This is a genomic window from Pseudohoeflea suaedae (genome assembly GCF_004354915.1).
In the GTDB taxonomy this organism is placed as follows: Bacteria; Pseudomonadota; Alphaproteobacteria; order Rhizobiales; family Rhizobiaceae; genus Pseudohoeflea; species Pseudohoeflea suaedae.
On the sequence record NZ_SMSI01000002.1, the window covers coordinates 279,021 to 299,076 of the forward strand.

The window sequence follows — 20,056 nt, forward strand, 5'->3', positions numbered from 1 at the left end:
TTTATCGCCGATGAACGATGAAGCATCATTCCGCCGCACGCTCCACATGCTCGGATCCGGACGACCAGTTGCTCGCCCGGCAACTGGCCGCGCTCTCGCATCCGGCGCGGCTGGCGCTGCTGCGCTGTCTGGGGGAAAGGGATGCGTGCTGCGTGAAGGATCTGGTCGGCCGTGTCGGGCTCGCCCAGTCGACTGTTTCGCAACATATCAGGACGCTTCTCGATGCCGGTCTCGTGACCTACACGCCCGACAGGCAGGCATCGCGCTACAGCCTGAACTCCGAGGCGCTCTCAGCCGTGGCCGGATCGCTGGACCAGATCGTCCAGTCGGTCTGCAGCGGATGCTGCGGTGGCAAGGGCAGGACCGGGACATGAGCCGTTCGAACGGCTGACAAGGAAGTTTTCGAATTGACCAGCAAGACCAAGACAAAGGCGGTGCCGACCCCTGGCCGCAAGACCGTTTCCGCCGATTCCGGCAATCCGCTGACGACGATCGTCAATCTGTGGCCTTATATGTGGCCGTCGGATCGGCCGGACCTGAAGATGCGCGTCATATGGGCGACATTCTATCTCGTGCTCGCCAAGATCATCCTCATGCTGGTGCCCTATTTCTTCAAGTGGGCGACCGACTCCCTGGACCGGGACGGAACGCTTCCGGAATGGCTGCCGGGCGTGCTGGCAGCGCCGGTCATGCTGGTGGTTGCCTACAATCTGATGCGCATCCTGCAGCTCGGCCTGAACCAGCTCCGTGATGCGCTCTTTGCCCGCGTCGGCCAGCACGCGGTGCGTCAACTCGCCTATCGGACATTCGTGCACGTCCATCGCCTGTCGCTGCGGTTTCACCTTGAACGCCGCACCGGCGGGCTGTCGCGCATCATCGAGCGCGGCACCAAGGGCATCGAGACGATCGTGCGCTTCACGATTCTCAACACGGTGCCAACGGTTCTCGAATTCGTACTGACGGCGATCATCTTCGCGGTCGCCTATGGCTGGGCCTATATGGCGGTCACGCTCATCATGGTGGTGCTGTATTCATGGTTCACGATCAAGGCGAGCGACTGGCGCATCGGCATCCGCAAGGGGATGAACGATTCCGACACCGACGCAAACACCAAGGCGATCGACTCGCTGCTGAATTTCGAGACGGTGAAATATTTCGGGAACGAGGACATGGAATCGCGCCGTTTCGACGCGTCCATGGCGGGGTATGAGAAGGCCGCGACGCAGGTCTGGACGTCGCTCGGCTGGCTCAATTTCGGCCAGGGCGTGATCTTCGGTGTCGGCATGGCGGTGATGATGGTGATGTCGGCCCTGGCCGTGCAGCGCGGCGAGCAGACGCTTGGCGACTTCGTCTTTATCAACACCATGCTGATGCAGCTTTCGATTCCGCTCAACTTCATTGGTTTCGTCTATCGCGAGATCCGGCAGGGGCTCGCCGACATCGAGCAGATGTTCGATCTTCTGGACGTGCAGGCCGAGGTGCAGGACGCGCCCGATGCGCAGCCGCTCAAGGTTTCCGACGGCGTCATCCGCTTCGAGAACGTGAAATTCGCCTATGATCCCAAGCGCCCGATCCTCAAGGGCATCGGCTTCGAGGTGCCGGCCGGCAAGACGGTTGCGATCGTCGGTCCCTCGGGCGCAGGCAAATCCACCATCTCGCGGCTACTGTATCGCTTCTATGACGTGCAGGAAGGCAGGATAACGGTCGACGGGCAGGACGTGCGCGACATCACGCAGAAGAGCCTGCGCGCGGCGATCGGCATGGTTCCGCAGGATACGGTGCTGTTCAACGACACGATTGCCTACAACATTCGCTATGGCCGTACCGGCGCCTCTGAGGAAGAGGTCCGAAAGGCCGCGGAAATGGCGCAGATCGGCGACTTCATCAAGACGCTGCCGGAGGGCTACGATTCGATGGTCGGCGAGCGCGGCCTCAAGCTTTCGGGGGGCGAGAAGCAGCGCGTGGCCATCGCGCGCACCATCCTGAAGGCGCCGCCGATCCTCATTCTCGACGAGGCGACCTCGGCGCTCGACACGGCGACGGAGCAGGAAATCCAGGCCGCACTCGACTTCGTGTCGGAAGGCCGCACCACGCTGGTGATCGCCCACAGGCTTTCAACCGTGATCAATGCCGACGAGATCATCGTGCTGCGCGACGGCGAGATCCAGGAGAGGGGGACGCATGGCGAGCTTCTGAACCAGCGTGGCCTCTATGCCTCGATGTGGGACCGCCAGAGGGAGGCGACGGAAGTCCAGGCGCGGCTGCAAAGCATGCGGGAGAATGACGAATACGGCATATTCGAGCGCCACAAGGCAGGCGAGGAGGCTGGGGATAAGTAGCCGACGCTGGACGGCGAGCCCTCGATCTCGAGGGCGGGCGAAACCGATCGCATCTCGAATGAGATACATGATTCATTCCATCGTTTCGCTGGATGAGCGAGTAAGGATGACACGTGATGGCTGCAAGAACGAAGATGATCCATGTCCGCGTCGATGAAGACATCCGCGAGGTGGCGGCGATCTGAATTCCGGTGCGGAATGGCAAGGCGCGCGAGAGGCCCAGATCGGCGGTTATTTTCTCTTGCTTCACACCGCGGACGTGAACAGTGTCGAATTCGTCCGGCTGGGCTCGCATTCGGAACTATTCGGCCGCTGGAGGGTGTGTAAGATCGACCGTTCGGCTTATCCGGTTTCTTGCATCTTTCTTGACTCACTGCCTTCCATCGAACGGGTCCAAACGTTACATAGCGGGAAGACACGCAATGATCCGGAGCCGGCATGAGTCTCGCTGACACAATCAAGAAGACCCTCGTTCCCATCCATCCCGAGGGTTACAAGTTCATCGCGATCTTCGCGGTCGCGACCGTGCTCCTGGGGCTTGTGTGGGACCCGCTGTTCTGGATCGGGCTGATCCTGACGGCGTGGTGTGCCTATTTCTTCCGCGATCCCGAGCGTCACACGCCGCTTGACCCGGACCTTGTGATCTCGCCGGCCGACGGTCGCGTCTCGGCTGTTGCCAAACTGGTGCCGCCGCCCGAACTCGAGCTGGGCTCGGACGAGATGCTGCGCATTTCGATCTTCATGAATGTCTTCAACTGCCATGTGAACCGTGCGCCGATGGCCGGCCGTATCGTGCGCATCGCCTATCGCGAAGGCGAGTTCGTGAATGCCGATCTCGACAAGGCGAGCGCCGAGAACGAGCGCAACGGCATGGTGATCGAGACAAGTCACGGCGAAATCGGCGTGGTGCAGATCGCGGGCCTCGTCGCCCGTCGCATCCTGTGCTGGTCCAAACCGCTCGAGCAACTGGCTGCGGGCGAACGCTTCGGCCTCATCCGTTTCGGCTCGCGGCTCGACGTCTATCTTCCCGCCGATATCCGCCCGACCGTCACGCTGGGGCAGACAGCTATTGCCGGCGAGACGGTGATCGCCGAATTCGGTTCCCAGAAGGGCCCGGCCATCAGCCGGCGCGACTGACGGTAGCCTGTCATGAGCACGGTTTTTCCCCCCTTCGAACCCAACGGCCAGGATGATGGCGGCCGTGGGCCGAAGCTCCGGCAAATCCCGGTGCGGCTTCTGGTGCCGAATTTCATCACGGTTCTCGCCATCTGCGCGGGGATGACCGGCATTCGCCTCGCCATCGAGAACAAGTTCGAACTTGCCGTCACGATGGTGTTGATCGCAGCCTTTCTGGACGGGATCGACGGACGCGTGGCGCGGCTGCTGAAAGCGCAATCGCGCTTCGGCGTGCAGATGGATTCGCTTGCCGACATCATCAATTTCGGCGTTGCGCCGGCGCTGGTGCTCTATCTCTACATGCTCGATCAGGCCGGTTCGCTCGGCTGGATTGCGAGCCTTGTCTATGCGATCGCGGCAGCCCTCCGGCTTGCGCGTTTCAACGTGTCGACGGAAAGTCCGTCCAAGGCGCGATGGCAGGCGCTGTTCTTCGTGGGCGTTCCTGCCCCCGCCGGCGCCTTGATCGTCTTCCTGCCGGTCTATCTGGGCTTTCTGGGGCTGACGCCGGGCCAGCCTTCGGCGCTGTTCTGGTCGGCCTATACCGTATTCATCGGTTTTCTGCTGATCAGCCGCTTTCCGGTCTTTTCGGGCAAGGGAATCGGCGACAGGGTTCGGCGCGATCTCGTCATGCCGGTAACGCTCGCTGTCGTGGTCTATGTGTCGCTGTTGATGAGCTTCACCTGGCAAACCCTGACGGCCACCGCTCTCGGCTTCCTGATCAGCCTGCCGTTCGGCAGCTGGCACTGGTCGAAGAATTACGGCCCCAAATCGAAGCGGGGCGGCATGGCGGCGCCGTCCGCTCCGGCAGCCGACGAAAGCGACGAGCGGCGCGACTGATCCGCGTTCCGCCCGTCCAGGAATGCCAATGGGCCGGATCCCTGTCGGGATCCGGCCCATTTCTGTTTCAGCCGTTCAGTTCACGCCCGAAGGGAATGTCGGCTACTCCGGCAGCCGGTAATCGACGAAACGGTCCTCGCGGACCTTGAAGAGCTTGCCAGTGACATCGAGTTCGGGCGAGCACAGCCTGATGAGCTTTTCCGCCACGTCCGCGGGCTTGGGCAGGGTAGCCGGGTCCTCGCCGGGGAAGGCGCGGGCGCGCATCGCGGTGCGTGTGCCGCCGGGATCGACGGAGTTGACCTTGAGCGCAGTCTTTTCCTGCTCTTCCGCCCAGACCCGTACCAGAACCTCAAGTGCGGCCTTGGAAGCCGCATACGGGCCCCAGAAGGCGCGCGCGGTGTGCGCCACGCTCGAGGACAGCACCAGGGCACGGCCGGCATCAGACTTCAGCAGAAGCGGCTCCACCGACCGGATCAGCCGCCAGGTCGACTTGATGTTGATGTCGATGACTTCATCGAAGACCTTCGCCTCGACATGGGCCACCGGCGAAATCGTGCCGAGCGCGCCGGCATTGGCGACGAGAATGTCGAGCTTGCCCCAGCGGTCATTGATCGCGCCGCCGAGGCGGTCGATGGCCGGCATGTCGGTCAGATCCATGGGAACCAGCGTGGCGGACTGACCGGTTTCCTTCTTGATGGCGTCGTCGAGTTCCTCGAGCCCGCCGATGGTGCGGGCCACCGCGATCACGTGGGCGCCTTCGCGGGCAAGCGCACGCGCCGTCGCATATCCGATGCCGCGGGACGCGCCGGTAACCAGCGCAAGCCGTCCTTCAAGAGATCCCATATATCCTATCCGTTGTTTGCAAGCAGCGAGAGCGAGCGGACATTGTCCTTGCCGCCCTGGTCGGTGAGGACCGTCGGATAGTCGCCGGTAAAGCAGGCATCGCAGAACTGCGGCGCTTCATTGTTGCGGCCGGGCTCGCGCACGGCGCGATAGAGGCCGTCGATCGTCAGGAAGCCCAGGCTGTCGACGCGGATGAAATCGGCCATTTCCTGGATGCTCATGCGCGAGGCGAGAAGCTTGGATTTCTCGGGCGTATCGACGCCGTAGAAGCAGGGCGACATGGTGGGCGGCGAGGCGATGCGCATGTGTACTTCCTTGGCACCCGCCTCGCGCATCATCTGCACGATCTTCTGCGAGGTGGTGCCGCGAACGATGGAATCATCGACGAGGACCACGCGCTTGCCTTCGATCATGTGCCTGTTGGCATTGTGCTTGAGCTTGACGCCCATGTGGCGGATCGAGGCCGTCGGCTGGATGAAGGTACGGCCCACATAGTGATTGCGGATGATGCCGAGTTCGAACGGGATGCCGGAGCCCTCGGCGAAGCCGATGGCCGCCGGGGTGCCTGAATCGGGGACCGGTACGACGAGATCTGCATCGACCGGGTTCTCGCGCGCCAGCTCCATGCCGATGTTCTTGCGCACTTCGTAGACGTTGCGGCTCTCGATATTGGAATCGGGACGCGCGAAATAGACGTATTCGAAGATGCAGAAGCGCGGGGAGGGCTTTTCGAACGGGAAATGGCTCTCGATACCGTTCTCGGTAATGACGACCACTTCGCCGGGCTTGATGTCGCGCACGAAGCGGGCGCCGATGATGTCCAGCGCACAGGTTTCGGAGGCGAGGATATAGGCGCCGTCGAGATCGCCGAGGCAGAGCGGACGGATGCCCAGCGGATCGCGCGCGCCGATCATCTTCTTCTGCGAAAGGCCGACGAGCGAGTAGGCACCTTCGAGCTGGCCGATCGCATCGATGAAGCGCTCCACGATGCGGGTCTTCTCGGAGAAGGCGATCAGGTGGAGGATCGTCTCGGTGTCTGAGGTGGACGAGAAGATCGCGCCGCGTTTCTGGAGCTCGCGCTGCTTGGTCAGCGCGTTGGTGATGTTGCCGTTATGGGCGATGGCAAAACCGCCGCCGGCGAATTCGGCGAACAATGGCTGGACGTTGCGCAGGCCTTCGCCGCCCGTGGTGGAATAGCGGGTGTGGCCGATGGCGCGGTCGCCGGGAAGGCGATCGAGCACCGAGCGCTTGGTGAATGTATCGCCGATCAGGCCGATGTGGCGTTCGACAGAGAACTGGGTGCCGTCGAAGGAGACGATACCGGCTGCTTCCTGACCGCGGTGCTGCAGCGCGTGAAGGCCGAGGGTGACGACGGGAGCAGCGTCGTCGCGACCGAGGATGCCGAAGACGCCGCATTCATCGCGAAAGGAATCGGCTTCGTTCTCGGGGCCGGACAGGAGGGAGTCATCCATGACATCGGACCTTTCATAACGCCGGCTACATGCCGGTTCCCGTTCCGACGGGAACGGTATCTGGAACAGGTTGTCGGGCCTTAATCGGCAGTGCCGGTGGCCTGGTCGCTTGCCGGATCCGTGGTCTCATCCACGGAAGGGGCTTCTTCTTCACCGCTCAAACCCTTGAGGCGGTTGAGGATCTCGGCGTCCGCATCTTCAGGCAGCATCGCCACGAGGCGCGCGCCAAGCGTATCGAGCATGGGCTTGGACTTGGCGTTGGCGACCCAGTCGGGCTGCTGCGGTGCCGCCACCAGCCAGTTGAAGAACAGCATGGCGACGACGACGAGAAGGATGCCGCGCGCCGCGCCGAAGACAAAGCCGAGCGTGCGGTCGAGCGCACCCACGCGACTGTCGATGATGAAGTCCGCGATCCGCATCGTAATATAGGACACGACGATCAGCGTGATCAGGAAGATCACGGCGGCAGAGCCGATCATCGCGATCTTGTCGGAGCCGGTATATTCCTGCGCGAAGGGCACGAGCACCGGATAGAAGAAATAGGCGGCGGCTGCGGCGGCAATCCAGGATGCCACTGCGAGCACTTCCCGGGAGAAACCGCGGACCATGGCCAGGACGGCCGAAAACAGCGTTACAGCGAGAACGATGCCGTCGAGAAGCGTGATGGGCATGGATCAGATTTCCGTTCCGGATCGGCCGTCCCGTGCCTCGCGCACGGAAAGTCGGGCCGATACTTCAATTGTCTTCCCCCGCGCCAGCGGAGAGCCGATCACCCTTCGATCCCGCGATGCGGGCGACGAGATCAGGCAGGGATTCAACCATCGTCAGGCCGCCAGCCTTGCCGGCGGGCACTTCGGCGGACCCGGACGGCAGCACCGCCCCGTGAAACCCCAGCTTTTCGGCCTCTTTAAGGCGCAATGCAGTCTGTGCGACCGGCCGGACTGCTCCGGACAGGCTCACTTCGCCGAAATAGACGCAATCGGCGGGGAGAGCAAGACCGGCAAGCGAGGAAACAAGGGCCGCGGCCACAGCCATGTCGGCTGCGGGTTCCGCAATGCGGTATCCACCCGCCACGTTGAGGTAGACATCGTGGTTGCCCAGCCGCACCCCGCAATGGGCCTCGAGCACGGCAAGTATCATGGAAAGACGGGAGGAATCCCATCCGACGACGGCGCGGCGCGGCGTGCCGAGGCTCGAGGGGGCGACGAGCGCCTGGATTTCCACAAGAACCGGACGGGTTCCCTCGATTCCGGCGAAGACGGCAGCGCCCGGTGCCTTCTCGTTGCGCTCGCCGAGGAAGAGTTCCGAGGGGTTGGCAACCTCGCGCAGGCCCTTGTCGGACATCTCGAACACGCCGATCTCGTCGGTGGGGCCGAAACGGTTCTTCACGGTTCTGAGAATGCGGTAGTGATGGCCGCGGTCGCCTTCGAAATAGAGAACCGCATCAACCATGTGTTCGACAACACGCGGGCCGGCGATCTGGCCGTCCTTGGTGACGTGGCCGACAAGCACCATGGCGGCGCCTGTCTGTTTGGCAAAACGGATCATCGCGTGGACACCGGTACGCACCTGGGTAACCGTCCCCGGCGCGGAGCCTGCGGTATCGCTCCAGAGCGTCTGGATCGAATCGACGATGACGAAATCGGGACGTTTTCCGTCGGTCAACGTGGCGAGGATATCCTCGACATTGGTTTCTGCGGCAAGAAGGACGTCGGTGTCGGCGGCGCCGAGACGCTGGGCGCGGAGCCGTACCTGGGCGGTGGCTTCCTCGCCGGAGACGTAGATGACCCGGTTGCCCTGGCGGGCCAGCGTGGCCGCTGCCTGCATCAGAAGCGTCGATTTGCCGATGCCGGGATCGCCTCCGACGAGAACGGCCGAACCGCGCACGAAGCCGCCGCCGGTCACGCGGTCGAGTTCGGAAATGCCTGTCCCCACCCGCGGGGCTTCCTCGGCTTCGCCGGAGAGCGTGGCGAGCGCGACCGCACGGCCCTTGCGCGCCGATGCCGCATTCGGCTGGCCGCCGATGCCGCCGTCAGGGTCATCCTCGACGATCGTGTTCCAGGCGCCGCAGCCGTCGCAGCGTCCCGCCCAGCGGGTGTGCACGGTGCCGCAGTTCTGGCAGACGAATTGGGTGCGGGATTTGGCCACGGCAATCGCTCTCGGTTGGCTTGTTCTTATTATGTTCCGATGCCAGACTTGGCCGGTCGGGTCAAGTGCGGGGCAGGCGACAAGGTTCGCGGACCGATGCGGCTCGGCTAGATATAGCGGCGCGCATAGCGGCGGCCGAGGCTGGTAAGCAGCTCATAGCCGATCGTGCCGGCAGCGCGGGCGGCATCATCGAGCGGGATGGTTTCGCCGAAGAGTTCGATCCATTGACCGGATACGCCGAGCGTTTCGGGAAGGTCGGTGACGTCAAACATGAGGAGATCCATCGTCACGCGGCCGAGGAGGGGGACGGTGCGGCCCTCGATTGCACCCATGCCGGCTTGCTGAACTTCCCGGCGCAGGGGCACTCCCGAACCCGAGGACGAGCGGTGAAAACCGTCGGCATAGCCGATGCCGCATATGGCGATGCGGGTGTCGCGCCCGAGGGTGACTGTCGCGCCGTAGCTGACGGTCTCGCCGGCCTTCGCAACGCGGTTGGTCAGGATGCGCGCCTCGGCTTTGGCGACGGGGCGCATCGGGTTCGGCAGGTCGTTCCGGCACTCGCCACCGTACAGCGCGATGCCCGGGCGGGTGAGATCGAAACCGGCCGCGTCGCCCATGTGGATGCCGGCGGAATTGGCCAGGCTGGCGCGCGCTTCCGGGAAGTGGCCCCGAACCTCGGCAAATCGCTCGATCTGGATGGCGTTCAGCGGGTGGTCGGGGCTGTCGGCGCAGGCAAAGTGGCTCATGACGAGCGTTGGCTCGACGGCTCGATTCTCAGCGATTTCAACGGCTTCAGCCGGTGTGATGCCAAGGCGATTCATGCCGGTGTCGATGTGCAGCGCTGCGGGACGGTCATTGCCCGCTGATGTCCAGGCTGCGATCTGGTCGAGCGAGTTGAGGACAGGCGTGAGCCTGTTTTCGACAAGCAGCGGCATGGCGGCGTCGAAGGCGCCCGACAGGATGAAGATTTCGGCGTCCGGGAGAAGCTTCCTCAGCGCTGCGCCCTCATTGGCGTCCGCGACGAAAAACTGCCGGCAACCGGCCTTTGCGAGCGCTACTGCGGCTTCCGCCATGCCGGTGCCGTATGCATTGCCCTTTACGGCTGCGCCGCAGCTTGCCTCGCCCGACAGCGCGCGCATCGTCCGCCAGTTCTCGACGATCGCTGAAAGGTCGATCGTCAGGCGGGCCGTGGTCGCTGCGGGATCGGCGAGACCGCCGGTCTGGGAAGTGATGCTCGTCATGTGCCCTGCATACTAGGCGAGGCAGTGACGGGCAACGCACTTCGGGTTGGTTTCAACGGCCATGGGTGTATGCCGCCGCCATCTTGCGCTCGAGATATTTCGAGTATTTCGACAGCGGAAAGCAGATGGCGAAATAGAGAAGGGCGACGAGGCCGTAGACGGTGAAAGGCTGGAAGGTGGCGTTGGTCACGATCGTGCCGGCCTTCGTGAGTTCCACGAAACCGATGATCGAGGTGAGTGCCGTTCCCTTGACCACCTGGACCGAGAACCCGGCGGTCGGTGGAACCGCCACCCGCATCGCCTGTGGCAGGATGACGAGCCGCATCTGCTGCACATAGTCGAGGGCCAGTGATCCTGCGCCTTCCCATTGGCCCCTGGGGATCGATTCGACGCAGCCGCGCCAGATTTCCGCGAGGAAGGCCGCGGTCCACAAGGTCAGGGCGACGCCGGCCGCGAGCCAGGCTGGGACATCTATCCCGAGCAGCCCGATTCCGAAGAAGGCGAGGAAGAGCTGCATCAGAAGCGGGGTGCCCTGAAACAGCTCGACGTAATAGCGGGCGAAGGCCCTTGCGAAGCGGTTGCGCGAAATCCGCATGAACAGGATCAGGAGCGCCACGATGCCGCCGCCGATGAAGGCGACGAACGAGAGTACGACAGTCCAGCGGGCCGCGAGCAGCAGGTTGCGCAGGATGTCCCAGGTGGAGAAATCGGTCATCAGCGGCTCTCCGTGCGGGCGGACGGGAACAGGAAAAAGCCCAGGTAATCGAGTCCCTTGCGCAGACATATGGACAAGGCGAGATAGATCGCGGTCGATACGAAATAGGCCTCGAAGGCGCGGAACGTCCGCGACTGGATGAAGTTGGCGGCGAAGGTGACGTCTTCCGCCGCGATCTGGGAGACGACCGCCGAGCCGAGCATGACGATGACGAGTTGCGATGAAAGCGCCGGCCAGATGCGCTGGAGGGCCGGGCGAATGACGATGAGGCGAAAGACCTGCAGCGGCTTCAACGCAAGTGCGGCGCCCGCCTCGAACTGGCCTTTCGGCGTGGCTTCTATGCCGGCGCGGACGATCTCGCAGCTATAGGCGCCGAGATTGATGATCATGGCCAGATTGGCGGCCTGCAGCTCCCCCATCCGAAATCCGAGTGCGGGCAGCCCGAAGAAGATGAAGAAGAGCTGCACCATGAAGGGCGTGTTGCGGATGAGTTCCACATAGACGGCGACCGGTGGACGCATCCAGGTCGGACCCAGCGCGCGCACCCAGGCACAGAAGATGCCGAAGCCGATGCCGATCACGCCACCCACGAGCGTCAGCTCGATGGTGATCGCGACGCCCTTGAGAAACACCGGATAATACTGGGCAAGCCAGCCGAGATCGAAAACGTAGGTCACGCGCGCATGTCCGAATCGAAAGAGGGAAGGCCGACCCCCGGGGCGGCCTTCCTGAAAAACCGGATCAGAGCTCTGCCGGCAGCGGAATGCCGAGCCATTTTTCGGAAATCGCGTTGAGCGAGCCGTCCGACTTCGCTTCGGCGATGATCTCGTTGACCTTGGCCATGAGTTCCGGCTCGTTCTCGTTCATGCCGACATAGCAGGGCGAGTTCTTGATCAGGAATTTGGGCTCGGGGCGCTTGGGCGGGTTCTTCTCGATGATGGCGGCTGCAACCACGTTGCCGGTGGCGACCGCATCGACCTGGCCGGAGAGGAAGGCGGAGATGGTGCCGTTATTGTCCTCGTAGCGTTTCAGGGTGGCATCCTCGGGCGCGATCTTGGTCAGTTCCAGATCCTCGATCGAGCCGCGGGTGACGCCGACCGTCTTGCCGGAGAGATCCTCGACTGCCGAGATCTCGAGATCCGCGGGGGCGAAGACGCCGTTGTAGAAGGGCGCATAGGGGTCGGAGAAATCGATCACCGCGTCCCGCTCGGGATTCTTGCCGAGCGACGAGATGACGAGATCGACCTTGTTGGTCTGCAGATAGGGGATGCGGTTGGCGCTGGTCACCGGCACGATATCGACTTTCACGCCCAGCTTTTCGGCAATGAGTTTCGCCATGTCGATGTCGTAACCCTGCGGCGCCATGTCGGAGCCGACCGAGCCGAAGGGCGGAAAGTCCTGGGGGACAGCCACGCGCAGCGTCCCGCTGGACATGACGGTTTCGAGGCCGTCGGCACGCGCCCCGGGCGCGGCGGACAGGGAGAATGAGAGGCCTGCGGCCAGGGCGAGGGCCAGGCTGAAGAGAGATCTGCGTTTCATGGGGAAATGCTCCTTTCACAATCGCGAAAGGCTCTGCAAAACCCATGCCAAGGCACGCGGGGCGCATATATGCAGGGGACCGGTACTGGCGGCACTGCAATTTATGCCGCCAGCGAGGCCGAATGCCTAATCCGTAGGCCGCCGTCTTCCTGATGAATGTAGCGGGAGCGGTCCCGCGCCTATTCGTGGACGAACTGGGTGTAGGACGAATCCGCGAGGTCCGAGAAGCGGGTGAACTCGGCGGCGAAGGCCAGCGGCACCGTTCCGGTCGGACCGTGACGCTGCTTGGCGATGATCACGTCGGCAGTGCCGCGCGCCTTGCTCATCTTTTCTTCCCAGGCGAGATATTCCGGCGTCTTGATGTCGGCGGCAACCTCTTCGGGTGTCCGGCGCGGCTCGGCGTTCTTCACGTAATACTCGTCACGATACACGAAGAGCACAACGTCGGCGTCCTGCTCGATGGAGCCCGATTCACGAAGGTCGGAGAGCTGCGGGCGCTTGTCCTCACGGCTTTCCACCTGACGGGAAAGCTGGGACAGCGCGATGATCGGCACGGCGAGTTCCTTGCCGAGCGCCTTGAGGCCGGTGGTGATCTCGGTGATTTCCTGCACACGGTTGTCGCTCGACTTCTTCGAGCCGGTCATCAGCTGGACGTAGTCGATGATCAGGAGGTCGAGGCCGCGCTGGCGCTTGAGGCGACGGGCACGCGCGGAGAGCTGTGCGATGGAAATACCACCCGTCTGGTCGATGAAGAGCGGGATCTTCTGCATCATCTGCGAGCAGGCGACGAGCTTTTCGAAATCGGCCTCCGAAATCTCGCCGCGGCGGATCTTCGACGAACCGATCTCGGTCTGCTCGGAGATGATACGGGTTGCGAGCTGTTCGGACGACATTTCGAGAGAGTAGAAACCGACGACACCGCCGTTCTTGGCCTTCGTCGAACCGTCCGCTTGGACTTCGGGTTCGTAGGCGGCGGCGACGTTGAAGGCGATGTTGGTCACCAGCGACGTCTTGCCCATGCCTGGACGTCCGGCGAGGATGATCAAGTCGGAGGGCTGCAGGCCGCCCATGCGGGCGTCGAGCGAATGAATGCCGGTGGAAATGCCCGACAGGCTGCCGTCACGCTGGTAGGCGGCGCCCGCCATGTCGACGGCAAGCGACACGGCATCGTTGAAGCTCTGGAAGCCGCCGTCATAGCGGCCGGTTTCGGCCAGTTCGAAGAGCCGGCGTTCGGCATCCTCGATCTGGGTCTGCGGCGGCATGTCGAGCGGAGCGTCATAGGCGATGTTGACCATGTCCTCGCCGATGCCGATCAGCGAACGGCGCAGCGCCAGGTCGTAGATCGCGCGACCGTAATCCTCGGTGTTGATGATGGTCACGGCCTCGGCGGCGAGGCGGGCGAGATATTGCGACATGGTCAGGTCGCCGATCTTGCCGTCGGCCGGCAGGAAGGTCTTGATCGTGACGGGGTTGGCGGTCTTGCCCATGCGGATGATGTCGCCGGCGACCTCGAAGATCTTCCGGTGCACCGATTCCATGAAGTGGCCGGGCTTGAGAAAGTCCGAGACGCGGTAGAACGCGTCATTATTGACCAGAATCGCACCGAGAAGGGCCTGCTCGGCCTCGATATTGGCCGGGGCTTCACGGAAATGCTGCGCTTTTTCCTGAGTGCCGGGGAGGCTTTCAAGCTTGCGGGCTGGGTCGGACATGGATGACTTGCTTCCTGAATATCGTGCGGACGGGCCGAACATCGGACGGGTTCGGATGCTGGCACGGCATAGTACGACTGCGGTGCGCGAAGGTTGGGTAAAATCGCAGATCTTACCGTGATCCACGATACCCACAGCCGGGCCCACGGACGGGCGAAGAAAATCCACAATTTTCTCCCGGCGGCTTGACGCCGATTCGGCGCGCAATCCGCAGGCGGGGAGTTTAAGTGAATTCGGCTCGGGAGTGAATGGCCCGGAATGAGCGGGTGGTCAATGGCTGCAGCGCTGAACGATTTCCTGCTCGGCGGCGATATGGCGTCGTACAGCTTCGAAAAATCCACGCAGCATGTAGCCGGTGGCTTCGACATTGAGGTCCACGCGACCGCGACCGAGATCGAAAAGCGCCTCGGTCAGTTCTTCGGCGAAGCACTCGTCCTCGCAATGCTCGAATCGCAGGCGCTCGAGCGTCCTTGCGCTTGTCGGTTCGCCGCTCATCAGCACGGCCAGCCTGGGAAACAGGATCTCTTCCTCGAACTGGTGCACCTTGCGGATCATCGGGGCGAGGGCGGCTGCGGCATAAAGGCACTTTTGCCTGTTCACACGATCGGGTAACGAATCGGCTATCTCCTCCAACTGATCACACAGGGCCAGCTGGTCCGTTTTCGCCTTGAAGAACGTTGCAACCAGGTCTGTCACGGACATTTCGCCCGCGGACAGGCCGCTATTCGGATCGATGTGCACCCTACCGTCTCCATTGCCGAATTCAGGTCAGCTCATGGCGAGGAGAATGCTGTGGTCCGGAGGAAACAGCCTTGACCTGGATCAAGGCAAACATGACCGCGCTTTGCGATCTGATTATCGGCCCGGATCAGATGCGCTTTCCATCGGGTGGGGGCCCGCATCTGGCCGGAACTGTTCTGAGACCCTCGGGGGATTCCAAAAATGAAATACGCTTTCGAAACTATCGCCGTCGGCCTTGCCGCCTTCCTGGCGTTGCTCGGGGCGGCCTTTGCACAGGATTCGCTGTTTGCTGCCCATATGGGCATCGTCTGCGTCGTCCTGCTCATCGCGACCGTCATCCTGCTGCGCAATGTCACATTCAATCCTGAGCCCGTCGACACGTCGGGCTATCTGGACGGTGTTATCCGCTACGGGGTGATTGCGACCGTGTTCTGGGGAGTCATCGGCTTTGCCGCCGGTGTCTTCGTCGCGGCGCAGCTCGCCTTTCCCGATCTCAATATCGAGCCGTATCTGAACTTCGGCCGGACACGTCCGCTTCACACGTCGGCGGTGATCTTCGCTTTCGGCGGCAACGCGCTTCTTGCGACGTCGTTCTATGTCGTCCAGCGCACCACGCGGGCCCGCCTCTTCGGCGGCAATCTCGCCTGGTTCGTGTTCTGGGGCTACCAGCTGTTCATCGTGATGGCCGCGACCGGCTATCTTCTGGGTATCACCCAGGGACGCGAATATGCCGAGCCCGAATGGTATGTCGACCTCTGGCTGACCATCGTCTGGGTGGCCTATCTCGTGGTCTTCATGGGGACGCTGCTGACCCGCAAGGAAAGCCACATCTATGTGGCCAACTGGTTCTACCTGTCCTTCATCATCACCATCGCGATGCTGCACGTCGTCAACAACCTGGCGATCCCCGTATCGTTCCTCGGCGTGAAGAGCTATTCGGCCTTCGCCGGGGTGCAGGACGCGCTGACGCAGTGGTGGTACGGTCACAACGCCGTGGGCTTCTTCCTGACCGCGGGCTTCCTGGGCATGATGTATTACTTCATCCCCAAGCAGGCCGGCCGTCCGGTCTATTCCTACCGCCTGTCGATCATCCACTTCTGGGCGCTGATCTTCCTCTATATCTGGGCCGGTCCGCACCACCTGCATTACACCGCGCTGCCGGATTGGGCGCAGACGCTCGGCATGGTCTTCTCCATCATGCTGTGGATGCCTTCCTGGGGCGGCATGATCAACGGCCTGATGACGCTCTCGGGCGCCTGGGACAAGATCCGCACCGATCCGATCATCCGCATGATGGTCATCGCGGTTGCCTTCTACGGCATGTCGACCTTCGAAGGTCCGATGATGTCCATCAAGTCGGTCAACTCTCTCAGCCACTACACGGACTGGACCATCGGTCACGTGCATTCCGGTGCGCTCGGCTGGGTCGGCATGATATCGTTCGGCGCGATGTACTATCTCGCTCCGAAGCTGTGGGGTCGCAACCGGCTCTATTCGCTGCGCATGGTCAACTGGCACTTCTGGCTCGCCACCCTCGGCATCGTTCTCTACGCCGCCGTCATGTGGGTCGCCGGTATCCAGCAGGGCCTGATGTGGCGCGAGTACAACGATCAGGGCTTCCTGGTCTACTCGTTCGCTGAATCGGTCGCCGCGATGAAGCCCTATTACATCCTGCGCGCCATCGGCGGCCTGATGTACCTGACGGGCGGCATCATCATGGCCTTCAACATCTACATGACAATCATCGGACGCGAACGCGAAGAGGCACCGATCCCCGGCGCCGAACCCGCACTCGTAGCCGCTGAATAAGGAGGCCGGAGAGATGGCTTTTCTGGATAAACACGAAATCCTCGAACGCAATGTGACGTTGCTGATGGTGGGGGCGCTCGCCGTCGTCACGATCGGCGGCATCGTCGAAATCGCTCCGCTCTTCTATCTCGAGAACACCATCGAGAAGGTCGAGGGCGTGCGTCCGTACTCGCCGCTCGAACTGGCGGGTCGCGACATCTACATCCGCGAGGGCTGCTACAATTGCCACAGCCAGATGATCCGCCCGTTCCGGGACGAGGTCGAGCGCTACGGCCATTACAGCCTCGCCGCGGAATCGATGTACGACCATCCGTTCCAGTGGGGATCCAAGCGTACCGGACCGGATCTGGCGCGCGTGGGCGGCCGCTACTCGAACGAGTGGCACGTCGATCACCTGAACGAGCCGCGCTCGGTGGTGCCTGAATCGATCATGCCGAGCTATTCCTTCCTGAAGGAAACGCCGCTCAAGGTGGCGGATGTTCAGGCCAACCTCAAGGCCAGCGTGATGGTGGGCGTGCCCTATACCGAGGAGATGATCGAGAACGCGGAGCTCGATCTTCGCGCCCAGGCCGACCCCGATGCCGATACCTCCGGCGTCGAGGCACGCTACCCGAAGGCCGTGCTCGGCGACTTCGACGGCAATCCGGCGCAACTGAGCGAGATGGACGCCCTGATCGCCTATCTGCAGATGCTCGGCACACTGGTCGATTTCTCGACCTACGACGACGCATCCGGTTACCGGTAAGGAGGGAGCAATGGAAACCTACACAGCCATGCGGCAGTTCGCCGACAGCTGGGGACTGCTGCTCATGGTCCTCTTCTTCGTCGGAGCCGTTCTCTTCGTCTTCCGTCCCGGCAATCGCAAGAATGCCGAGGACGCGGCCAGCATTCCCTTCAGAGAGGAGGACTGAGACATGTCCGACAAACACGTTGATGAAGTCTCGGGCGTCGAAACCACGGGCCATGTCTGGGACGGTATTCGCGAGCTCAACAATCCGCTTCCCAGGTGGTGGCTCTGGACCTTCTACGCCACCATCGTCTGGGCGATCGGCTATGTCGTGCTCTATCCGGCTATCCCGCTGGTCTCCGGCAACACCAAGGGTATGCTCGGCTATTCCAGCCGTGGCGATGTCGCCCAGGAGCTCTCGGCGGCAAAGGCTGCCCAGGGTGTGCTCGTCGAGCAGATCGCCCAGACCCCGATCAGCGAGATCGAAGCCAATCCCGAACTCCTGCAGTTCGCGATTGCCGGCGGCTCGGCTGCTTTCAAGGTCAACTGCGTGCAGTGCCACGGTTCCGGCGCGCAGGGTTTCGAGGGCTATCCCAACCTGAACGACGATGACTGGCTCTGGGGCGGTTCGATCGACGAGATCTACACCACCATCACCCATGGCATCCGTAACGGTCAGGACGACGATGCGCGGTTCTCCGAGATGCCCGCCTTCGGCGACATGCTCGAGCCTGGGCAGATCAGGGAGGTCGCGGCCTACGTCGCCAGCCTTTCCGGCACGCCCTCGGACGAGGCTCTCGTCGAGCCGGGCAAGGTTGTCTTCGAAGAGAACTGCGTGGCCTGCCACGGCGATAATGCGCAGGGCGACAAGGAGTTCGGCGCGCCGAACCTCGCCGACGCCATCTGGCTCTATAACGGCACGGAAGCCGGCATTGCCTCTCAGGCCCGCAACCCGAAGCACGGCGTGATGCCGGCCTGGGGTTCCCGCCTCGGGGATGCCACGGTCAAGCAGCTTGCCGTCTTCGTCCACTCGCTGGGTGGCGGTCAATAAGAACGACCAGGACGCCTCAACTCGAATGAAGGCCGTGGCGGGAAACCGCCGCGGCCTTTTCGTTTGTCGTCTGGAAGGGTGCGGCTCCGGAGGCGTTGCCACCGGCCGAGTGCCGGGCAGTCCTCGCGCGGCGGTCAGCGGGGGCGAGCGGAGGGGGCGGGAGAGGGGCAGTTATCCCAGTTCTGCGGACGGCAATCCGGGCCGCGACGGTCTTTCGTCGCGGCCCGTTGTTTGTCAGGCGTTGTCGCGATGCCAGATCGTGTCGTCGATCTTGCCTCTCAGCTCGTTGTAGTCGGCTGAGTGGAAGATTGGTGTCAGTCCCGCCTTGCGCTGTGCGAAGTAGTCCTTCGTCAATTTGACCACGGTTCCCGACAGCAGCACGATCGCGATCAGGTTGATCGTCGCCATCAGGCCCATGGAGGCGTCGGCGGCGTTGAACACGGTCGCCACGCTCTGCACCGACCCCCACAGCACCATCAGAAGCACCAGGATCCGCATGACGGTCAGCCCGCCCTTGTTGCCCAGGCGCAGGAAGGTCAGCGCGTTTTCGGCATAGGAGTAGTTGCCGATGATCGAGGTGAAGGCGAAGAAGAAGATCGCAATCGCCACGAAATAGGTTCCTGCCGTGCCGATATGGGCGTCGAGCGCAAGCTGGGTGAGTTCGGTGCCGGTGGTTTCCATGCCGGGTGTGTAGACGCCGGAAAGAAGGATCATGAAGGCGGTGGCCGAGCAGATCAGCAAGGTATCGATGAAGACGCCGAGGGCCTGAACGAGACCCTGGGAGGAGGGGTGGTGCGGATCGGGAGTGGCGACCGCGGCGATGTTCGGTGCCGAGCCCATGCCCGCCTCGTTGGAAAACAGGCCGCGCTTGACCCCGTTGAGCATCGCGGCGGCCAGGCCGCCGGTCACGCCGCCGGCCGCTTCCTGCAGGCCGAAGGCGTTGGAAATGATCATGCCGATCACGCCGGGAACAGCCGAGATGTTGATGATGACGATGATGATCGCCACCGCGAGATAGGCGATTGCCATGAATGGCACGACCACTTCGGCAACGCGGGCAATCTGCTTGATCCCGCCGAAAATGACGATACCGGCCAGAGCGGCCAGGATGATGCCGCAGGCAAAGGTCGGGATGCCGAAGGCCGTCTCCACCGCTCCGGCGATCGAGTTGGCCTGCACGGCATTGAAGACGAGGCCGAAGGAAAGGATCAGGCAGACCGAGAAGATGCCGCCGGCCCAGGGCGCGCGCAATCCGCGGGCGATGTAGAAGGCGGGGCCGCCGCGATAATTGCCTTCCTCGTTGCGGGTCTTGTAGAGCTGGGCGAGGGTGCTTTCCGCATATGCGGTGGCCATGCCCACGAGCGCGACCATCCACATCCAGAAGATTGCGCCCGGACCGCCGAGCGTGAGCGCGACGGCGACACCTGCGAGATTGCCGGTGCCCACGCGTGAGGCGAGACTGACCGTGAGCGCCTGAAGTGGTGTGATGCCCGACTTGTCGGATTCGCTCGACCCGAGCACGACGCGGAAGAATTCCGGGAAATGCACGAACTGAATGAAGCCGAGGCGAATCGTGAAGTAGATGCCGACCGCAAGCAGCCCGTATATGAGAACGTAGCCCCAGAATATCGTGTTCAGAAAATCGATAATCGGATCCATGATATGTGTCTCCCCTTCGGCTGCATGGGCGCCGGGGGCGAGTATGGGGA

The 20,056-nt window shown here is 62.8% G+C and carries 19 protein-coding genes; 8 read left to right on the forward strand and 11 right to left on the reverse strand.

Annotated elements, in window-relative coordinates; genetic code table 11:
* Window positions 1-17 precede the first annotated feature (17 nt).
* From E2A64_RS11395 to pssA, 4 genes are all read left to right on the forward strand, one after another.
* The gene (locus E2A64_RS11395) at window positions 18-374 is read left to right on the forward strand and encodes an ArsR/SmtB family transcription factor (RefSeq protein WP_133284610.1); all 357 of its coding nucleotides are present in this window, start codon (window positions 18-20) and stop codon (window positions 372-374) included.
* 60 nt (window positions 375-434) lie between these two features.
* Window positions 435-2,339 carry an ABCB family ABC transporter ATP-binding protein/permease gene (locus E2A64_RS11400; RefSeq protein WP_133285042.1) on the forward strand — a complete coding sequence of 635 codons (1,905 nt, stop codon included), beginning with the start codon at window positions 435-437 and terminating at the stop codon, window positions 2,337-2,339.
* Between the two features lie 438 nt (window positions 2,340-2,777).
* On the forward strand, window positions 2,778-3,476 hold the full coding sequence (locus E2A64_RS11405) for a phosphatidylserine decarboxylase (RefSeq protein WP_133284611.1): 699 nt from the start codon (window positions 2,778-2,780) through the stop codon (window positions 3,474-3,476).
* 12 nt (window positions 3,477-3,488) lie between these two features.
* Window positions 3,489-4,352, forward strand: coding sequence for a CDP-diacylglycerol--serine O-phosphatidyltransferase (gene pssA / locus E2A64_RS11410; protein ID WP_133284612.1), 864 nt, complete (start codon window positions 3,489-3,491; stop codon window positions 4,350-4,352).
* Between the two features lie 102 nt (window positions 4,353-4,454).
* Here pssA and E2A64_RS11415 read toward each other — a convergent pair whose 3' ends face one another.
* The 10 genes from E2A64_RS11415 to E2A64_RS11460 all read right to left on the reverse strand — a co-directional run bounded on the left by E2A64_RS11415 (window position 4,455) and on the right by E2A64_RS11460 (window position 14,715).
* A complete protein-coding gene (locus E2A64_RS11415) occupies window positions 4,455-5,195 on the reverse strand; it encodes an SDR family NAD(P)-dependent oxidoreductase (protein WP_133284613.1) in 741 nt (246 codons plus the stop codon).
* A 5-nt stretch (window positions 5,196-5,200) separates the two neighbouring features.
* Window positions 5,201-6,667, reverse strand: a complete 1,467-nt coding sequence (purF, locus tag E2A64_RS11420; RefSeq protein ID WP_133284614.1) for an amidophosphoribosyltransferase — start codon at window positions 6,665-6,667, stop codon at window positions 5,201-5,203.
* A gap of 80 nt (window positions 6,668-6,747) precedes the next feature.
* Window positions 6,748-7,338, reverse strand: coding sequence for a CvpA family protein (locus E2A64_RS11425; RefSeq protein ID WP_133284615.1), 591 nt, complete (start codon window positions 7,336-7,338; stop codon window positions 6,748-6,750).
* Between the two features lie 64 nt (window positions 7,339-7,402).
* Window positions 7,403-8,815 carry a DNA repair protein RadA gene (gene radA / locus E2A64_RS11430; RefSeq protein ID WP_133284616.1) on the reverse strand — a complete coding sequence of 471 codons (1,413 nt, stop codon included), beginning with the start codon at window positions 8,813-8,815 and terminating at the stop codon, window positions 7,403-7,405.
* A gap of 107 nt (window positions 8,816-8,922) precedes the next feature.
* Entirely contained in the window at window positions 8,923-10,056 is a 1,134-nt protein-coding gene (alr, locus tag E2A64_RS11435; protein WP_133284617.1) for an alanine racemase, read from the reverse strand.
* Window positions 10,057-10,108: 52 nt separating this feature from the next.
* Entirely contained in the window at window positions 10,109-10,771 is a 663-nt protein-coding gene (locus E2A64_RS11440; protein ID WP_133284618.1) for an amino acid ABC transporter permease, read from the reverse strand.
* Window positions 10,771-11,448 carry an amino acid ABC transporter permease gene (locus E2A64_RS11445; RefSeq protein ID WP_133284619.1) on the reverse strand — a complete coding sequence of 226 codons (678 nt, stop codon included), beginning with the start codon at window positions 11,446-11,448 and terminating at the stop codon, window positions 10,771-10,773. The genes E2A64_RS11440 and E2A64_RS11445 overlap by 1 nt, the downstream gene beginning before the upstream one ends.
* A gap of 64 nt (window positions 11,449-11,512) precedes the next feature.
* Window positions 11,513-12,310 (reverse strand): transporter substrate-binding domain-containing protein, encoded by a 798-nt coding sequence (locus E2A64_RS11450; protein ID WP_133284620.1) that lies wholly within the window; start codon window positions 12,308-12,310, stop codon window positions 11,513-11,515.
* 179 nt (window positions 12,311-12,489) lie between these two features.
* Window positions 12,490-14,019, reverse strand: a complete 1,530-nt coding sequence (locus E2A64_RS11455; RefSeq protein WP_133284621.1) for a replicative DNA helicase — start codon at window positions 14,017-14,019, stop codon at window positions 12,490-12,492.
* Between the two features lie 270 nt (window positions 14,020-14,289).
* Window positions 14,290-14,715 carry a hemerythrin domain-containing protein gene (locus E2A64_RS11460; RefSeq protein WP_244598260.1) on the reverse strand — a complete coding sequence of 142 codons (426 nt, stop codon included), beginning with the start codon at window positions 14,713-14,715 and terminating at the stop codon, window positions 14,290-14,292.
* A 246-nt stretch (window positions 14,716-14,961) separates the two neighbouring features.
* Here E2A64_RS11460 and ccoN point away from each other — a divergent pair, with 246 nt between their 5' ends.
* The 4 genes from ccoN to ccoP are packed head-to-tail and all read left to right on the forward strand — an operon-like array spanning window position 14,962 to window position 18,347.
* Window positions 14,962-16,569 carry a cytochrome-c oxidase, cbb3-type subunit I gene (ccoN, locus tag E2A64_RS11465; RefSeq protein WP_133284622.1) on the forward strand — a complete coding sequence of 536 codons (1,608 nt, stop codon included), beginning with the start codon at window positions 14,962-14,964 and terminating at the stop codon, window positions 16,567-16,569.
* A 13-nt stretch (window positions 16,570-16,582) separates the two neighbouring features.
* Window positions 16,583-17,314 (forward strand): cytochrome-c oxidase, cbb3-type subunit II, encoded by a 732-nt coding sequence (gene ccoO, locus E2A64_RS11470; protein ID WP_133284623.1) that lies wholly within the window; start codon window positions 16,583-16,585, stop codon window positions 17,312-17,314.
* A gap of 10 nt (window positions 17,315-17,324) precedes the next feature.
* Window positions 17,325-17,480 carry a cbb3-type cytochrome c oxidase subunit 3 gene (locus tag E2A64_RS11475; protein ID WP_133284624.1) on the forward strand — a complete coding sequence of 52 codons (156 nt, stop codon included), beginning with the start codon at window positions 17,325-17,327 and terminating at the stop codon, window positions 17,478-17,480.
* Window positions 17,481-17,483: 3 nt separating this feature from the next.
* Entirely contained in the window at window positions 17,484-18,347 is an 864-nt protein-coding gene (gene ccoP / locus E2A64_RS11480; protein ID WP_133284625.1) for a cytochrome-c oxidase, cbb3-type subunit III, read from the forward strand.
* A gap of 234 nt (window positions 18,348-18,581) precedes the next feature.
* Here ccoP and E2A64_RS11485 read toward each other — a convergent pair whose 3' ends face one another.
* Window positions 18,582-20,006, reverse strand: a complete 1,425-nt coding sequence (locus tag E2A64_RS11485; protein ID WP_133284626.1) for an alanine/glycine:cation symporter family protein — start codon at window positions 20,004-20,006, stop codon at window positions 18,582-18,584.
* Between the last annotated feature and the right edge of the window lie 50 nt (window positions 20,007-20,056).

Coding starts and splice junctions, on each gene's coding strand:
- E2A64_RS11395 (WP_133284610.1), top strand. CDS start 18: ATGAAGCATCATTCCGCCGCACGCTCCACATGCTCGGATCCGGACGAC.
- E2A64_RS11405 (WP_133284611.1), top strand. CDS start 2,778: ATGAGTCTCGCTGACACAATCAAGAAGACCCTCGTTCCCATCCATCCC.
- pssA (WP_133284612.1), top strand. CDS start 3,489: ATGAGCACGGTTTTTCCCCCCTTCGAACCCAACGGCCAGGATGATGGC.
- E2A64_RS11415 (WP_133284613.1), bottom strand. CDS start 5,195: ATGGGATCTCTTGAAGGACGGCTTGCGCTGGTTACCGGCGCGTCCCGC.
- purF (WP_133284614.1), bottom strand. CDS start 6,667: ATGGATGACTCCCTCCTGTCCGGCCCCGAGAACGAAGCCGATTCCTTT.
- E2A64_RS11425 (WP_133284615.1), bottom strand. CDS start 7,338: ATGCCCATCACGCTTCTCGACGGCATCGTTCTCGCTGTAACGCTGTTT.
- alr (WP_133284617.1), bottom strand. CDS start 10,056: ATGACGAGCATCACTTCCCAGACCGGCGGTCTCGCCGATCCCGCAGCG.
- E2A64_RS11440 (WP_133284618.1), bottom strand. CDS start 10,771: ATGACCGATTTCTCCACCTGGGACATCCTGCGCAACCTGCTGCTCGCG.
- E2A64_RS11450 (WP_133284620.1), bottom strand. CDS start 12,310: ATGAAACGCAGATCTCTCTTCAGCCTGGCCCTCGCCCTGGCCGCAGGC.
- E2A64_RS11455 (WP_133284621.1), bottom strand. CDS start 14,019: ATGTCCGACCCAGCCCGCAAGCTTGAAAGCCTCCCCGGCACTCAGGAA.
- ccoN (WP_133284622.1), top strand. CDS start 14,962: ATGAAATACGCTTTCGAAACTATCGCCGTCGGCCTTGCCGCCTTCCTG.
- ccoO (WP_133284623.1), top strand. CDS start 16,583: ATGGCTTTTCTGGATAAACACGAAATCCTCGAACGCAATGTGACGTTG.
- E2A64_RS11475 (WP_133284624.1), top strand. CDS start 17,325: ATGGAAACCTACACAGCCATGCGGCAGTTCGCCGACAGCTGGGGACTG.
- ccoP (WP_133284625.1), top strand. CDS start 17,484: ATGTCCGACAAACACGTTGATGAAGTCTCGGGCGTCGAAACCACGGGC.
- E2A64_RS11485 (WP_133284626.1), bottom strand. CDS start 20,006: ATGGATCCGATTATCGATTTTCTGAACACGATATTCTGGGGCTACGTT.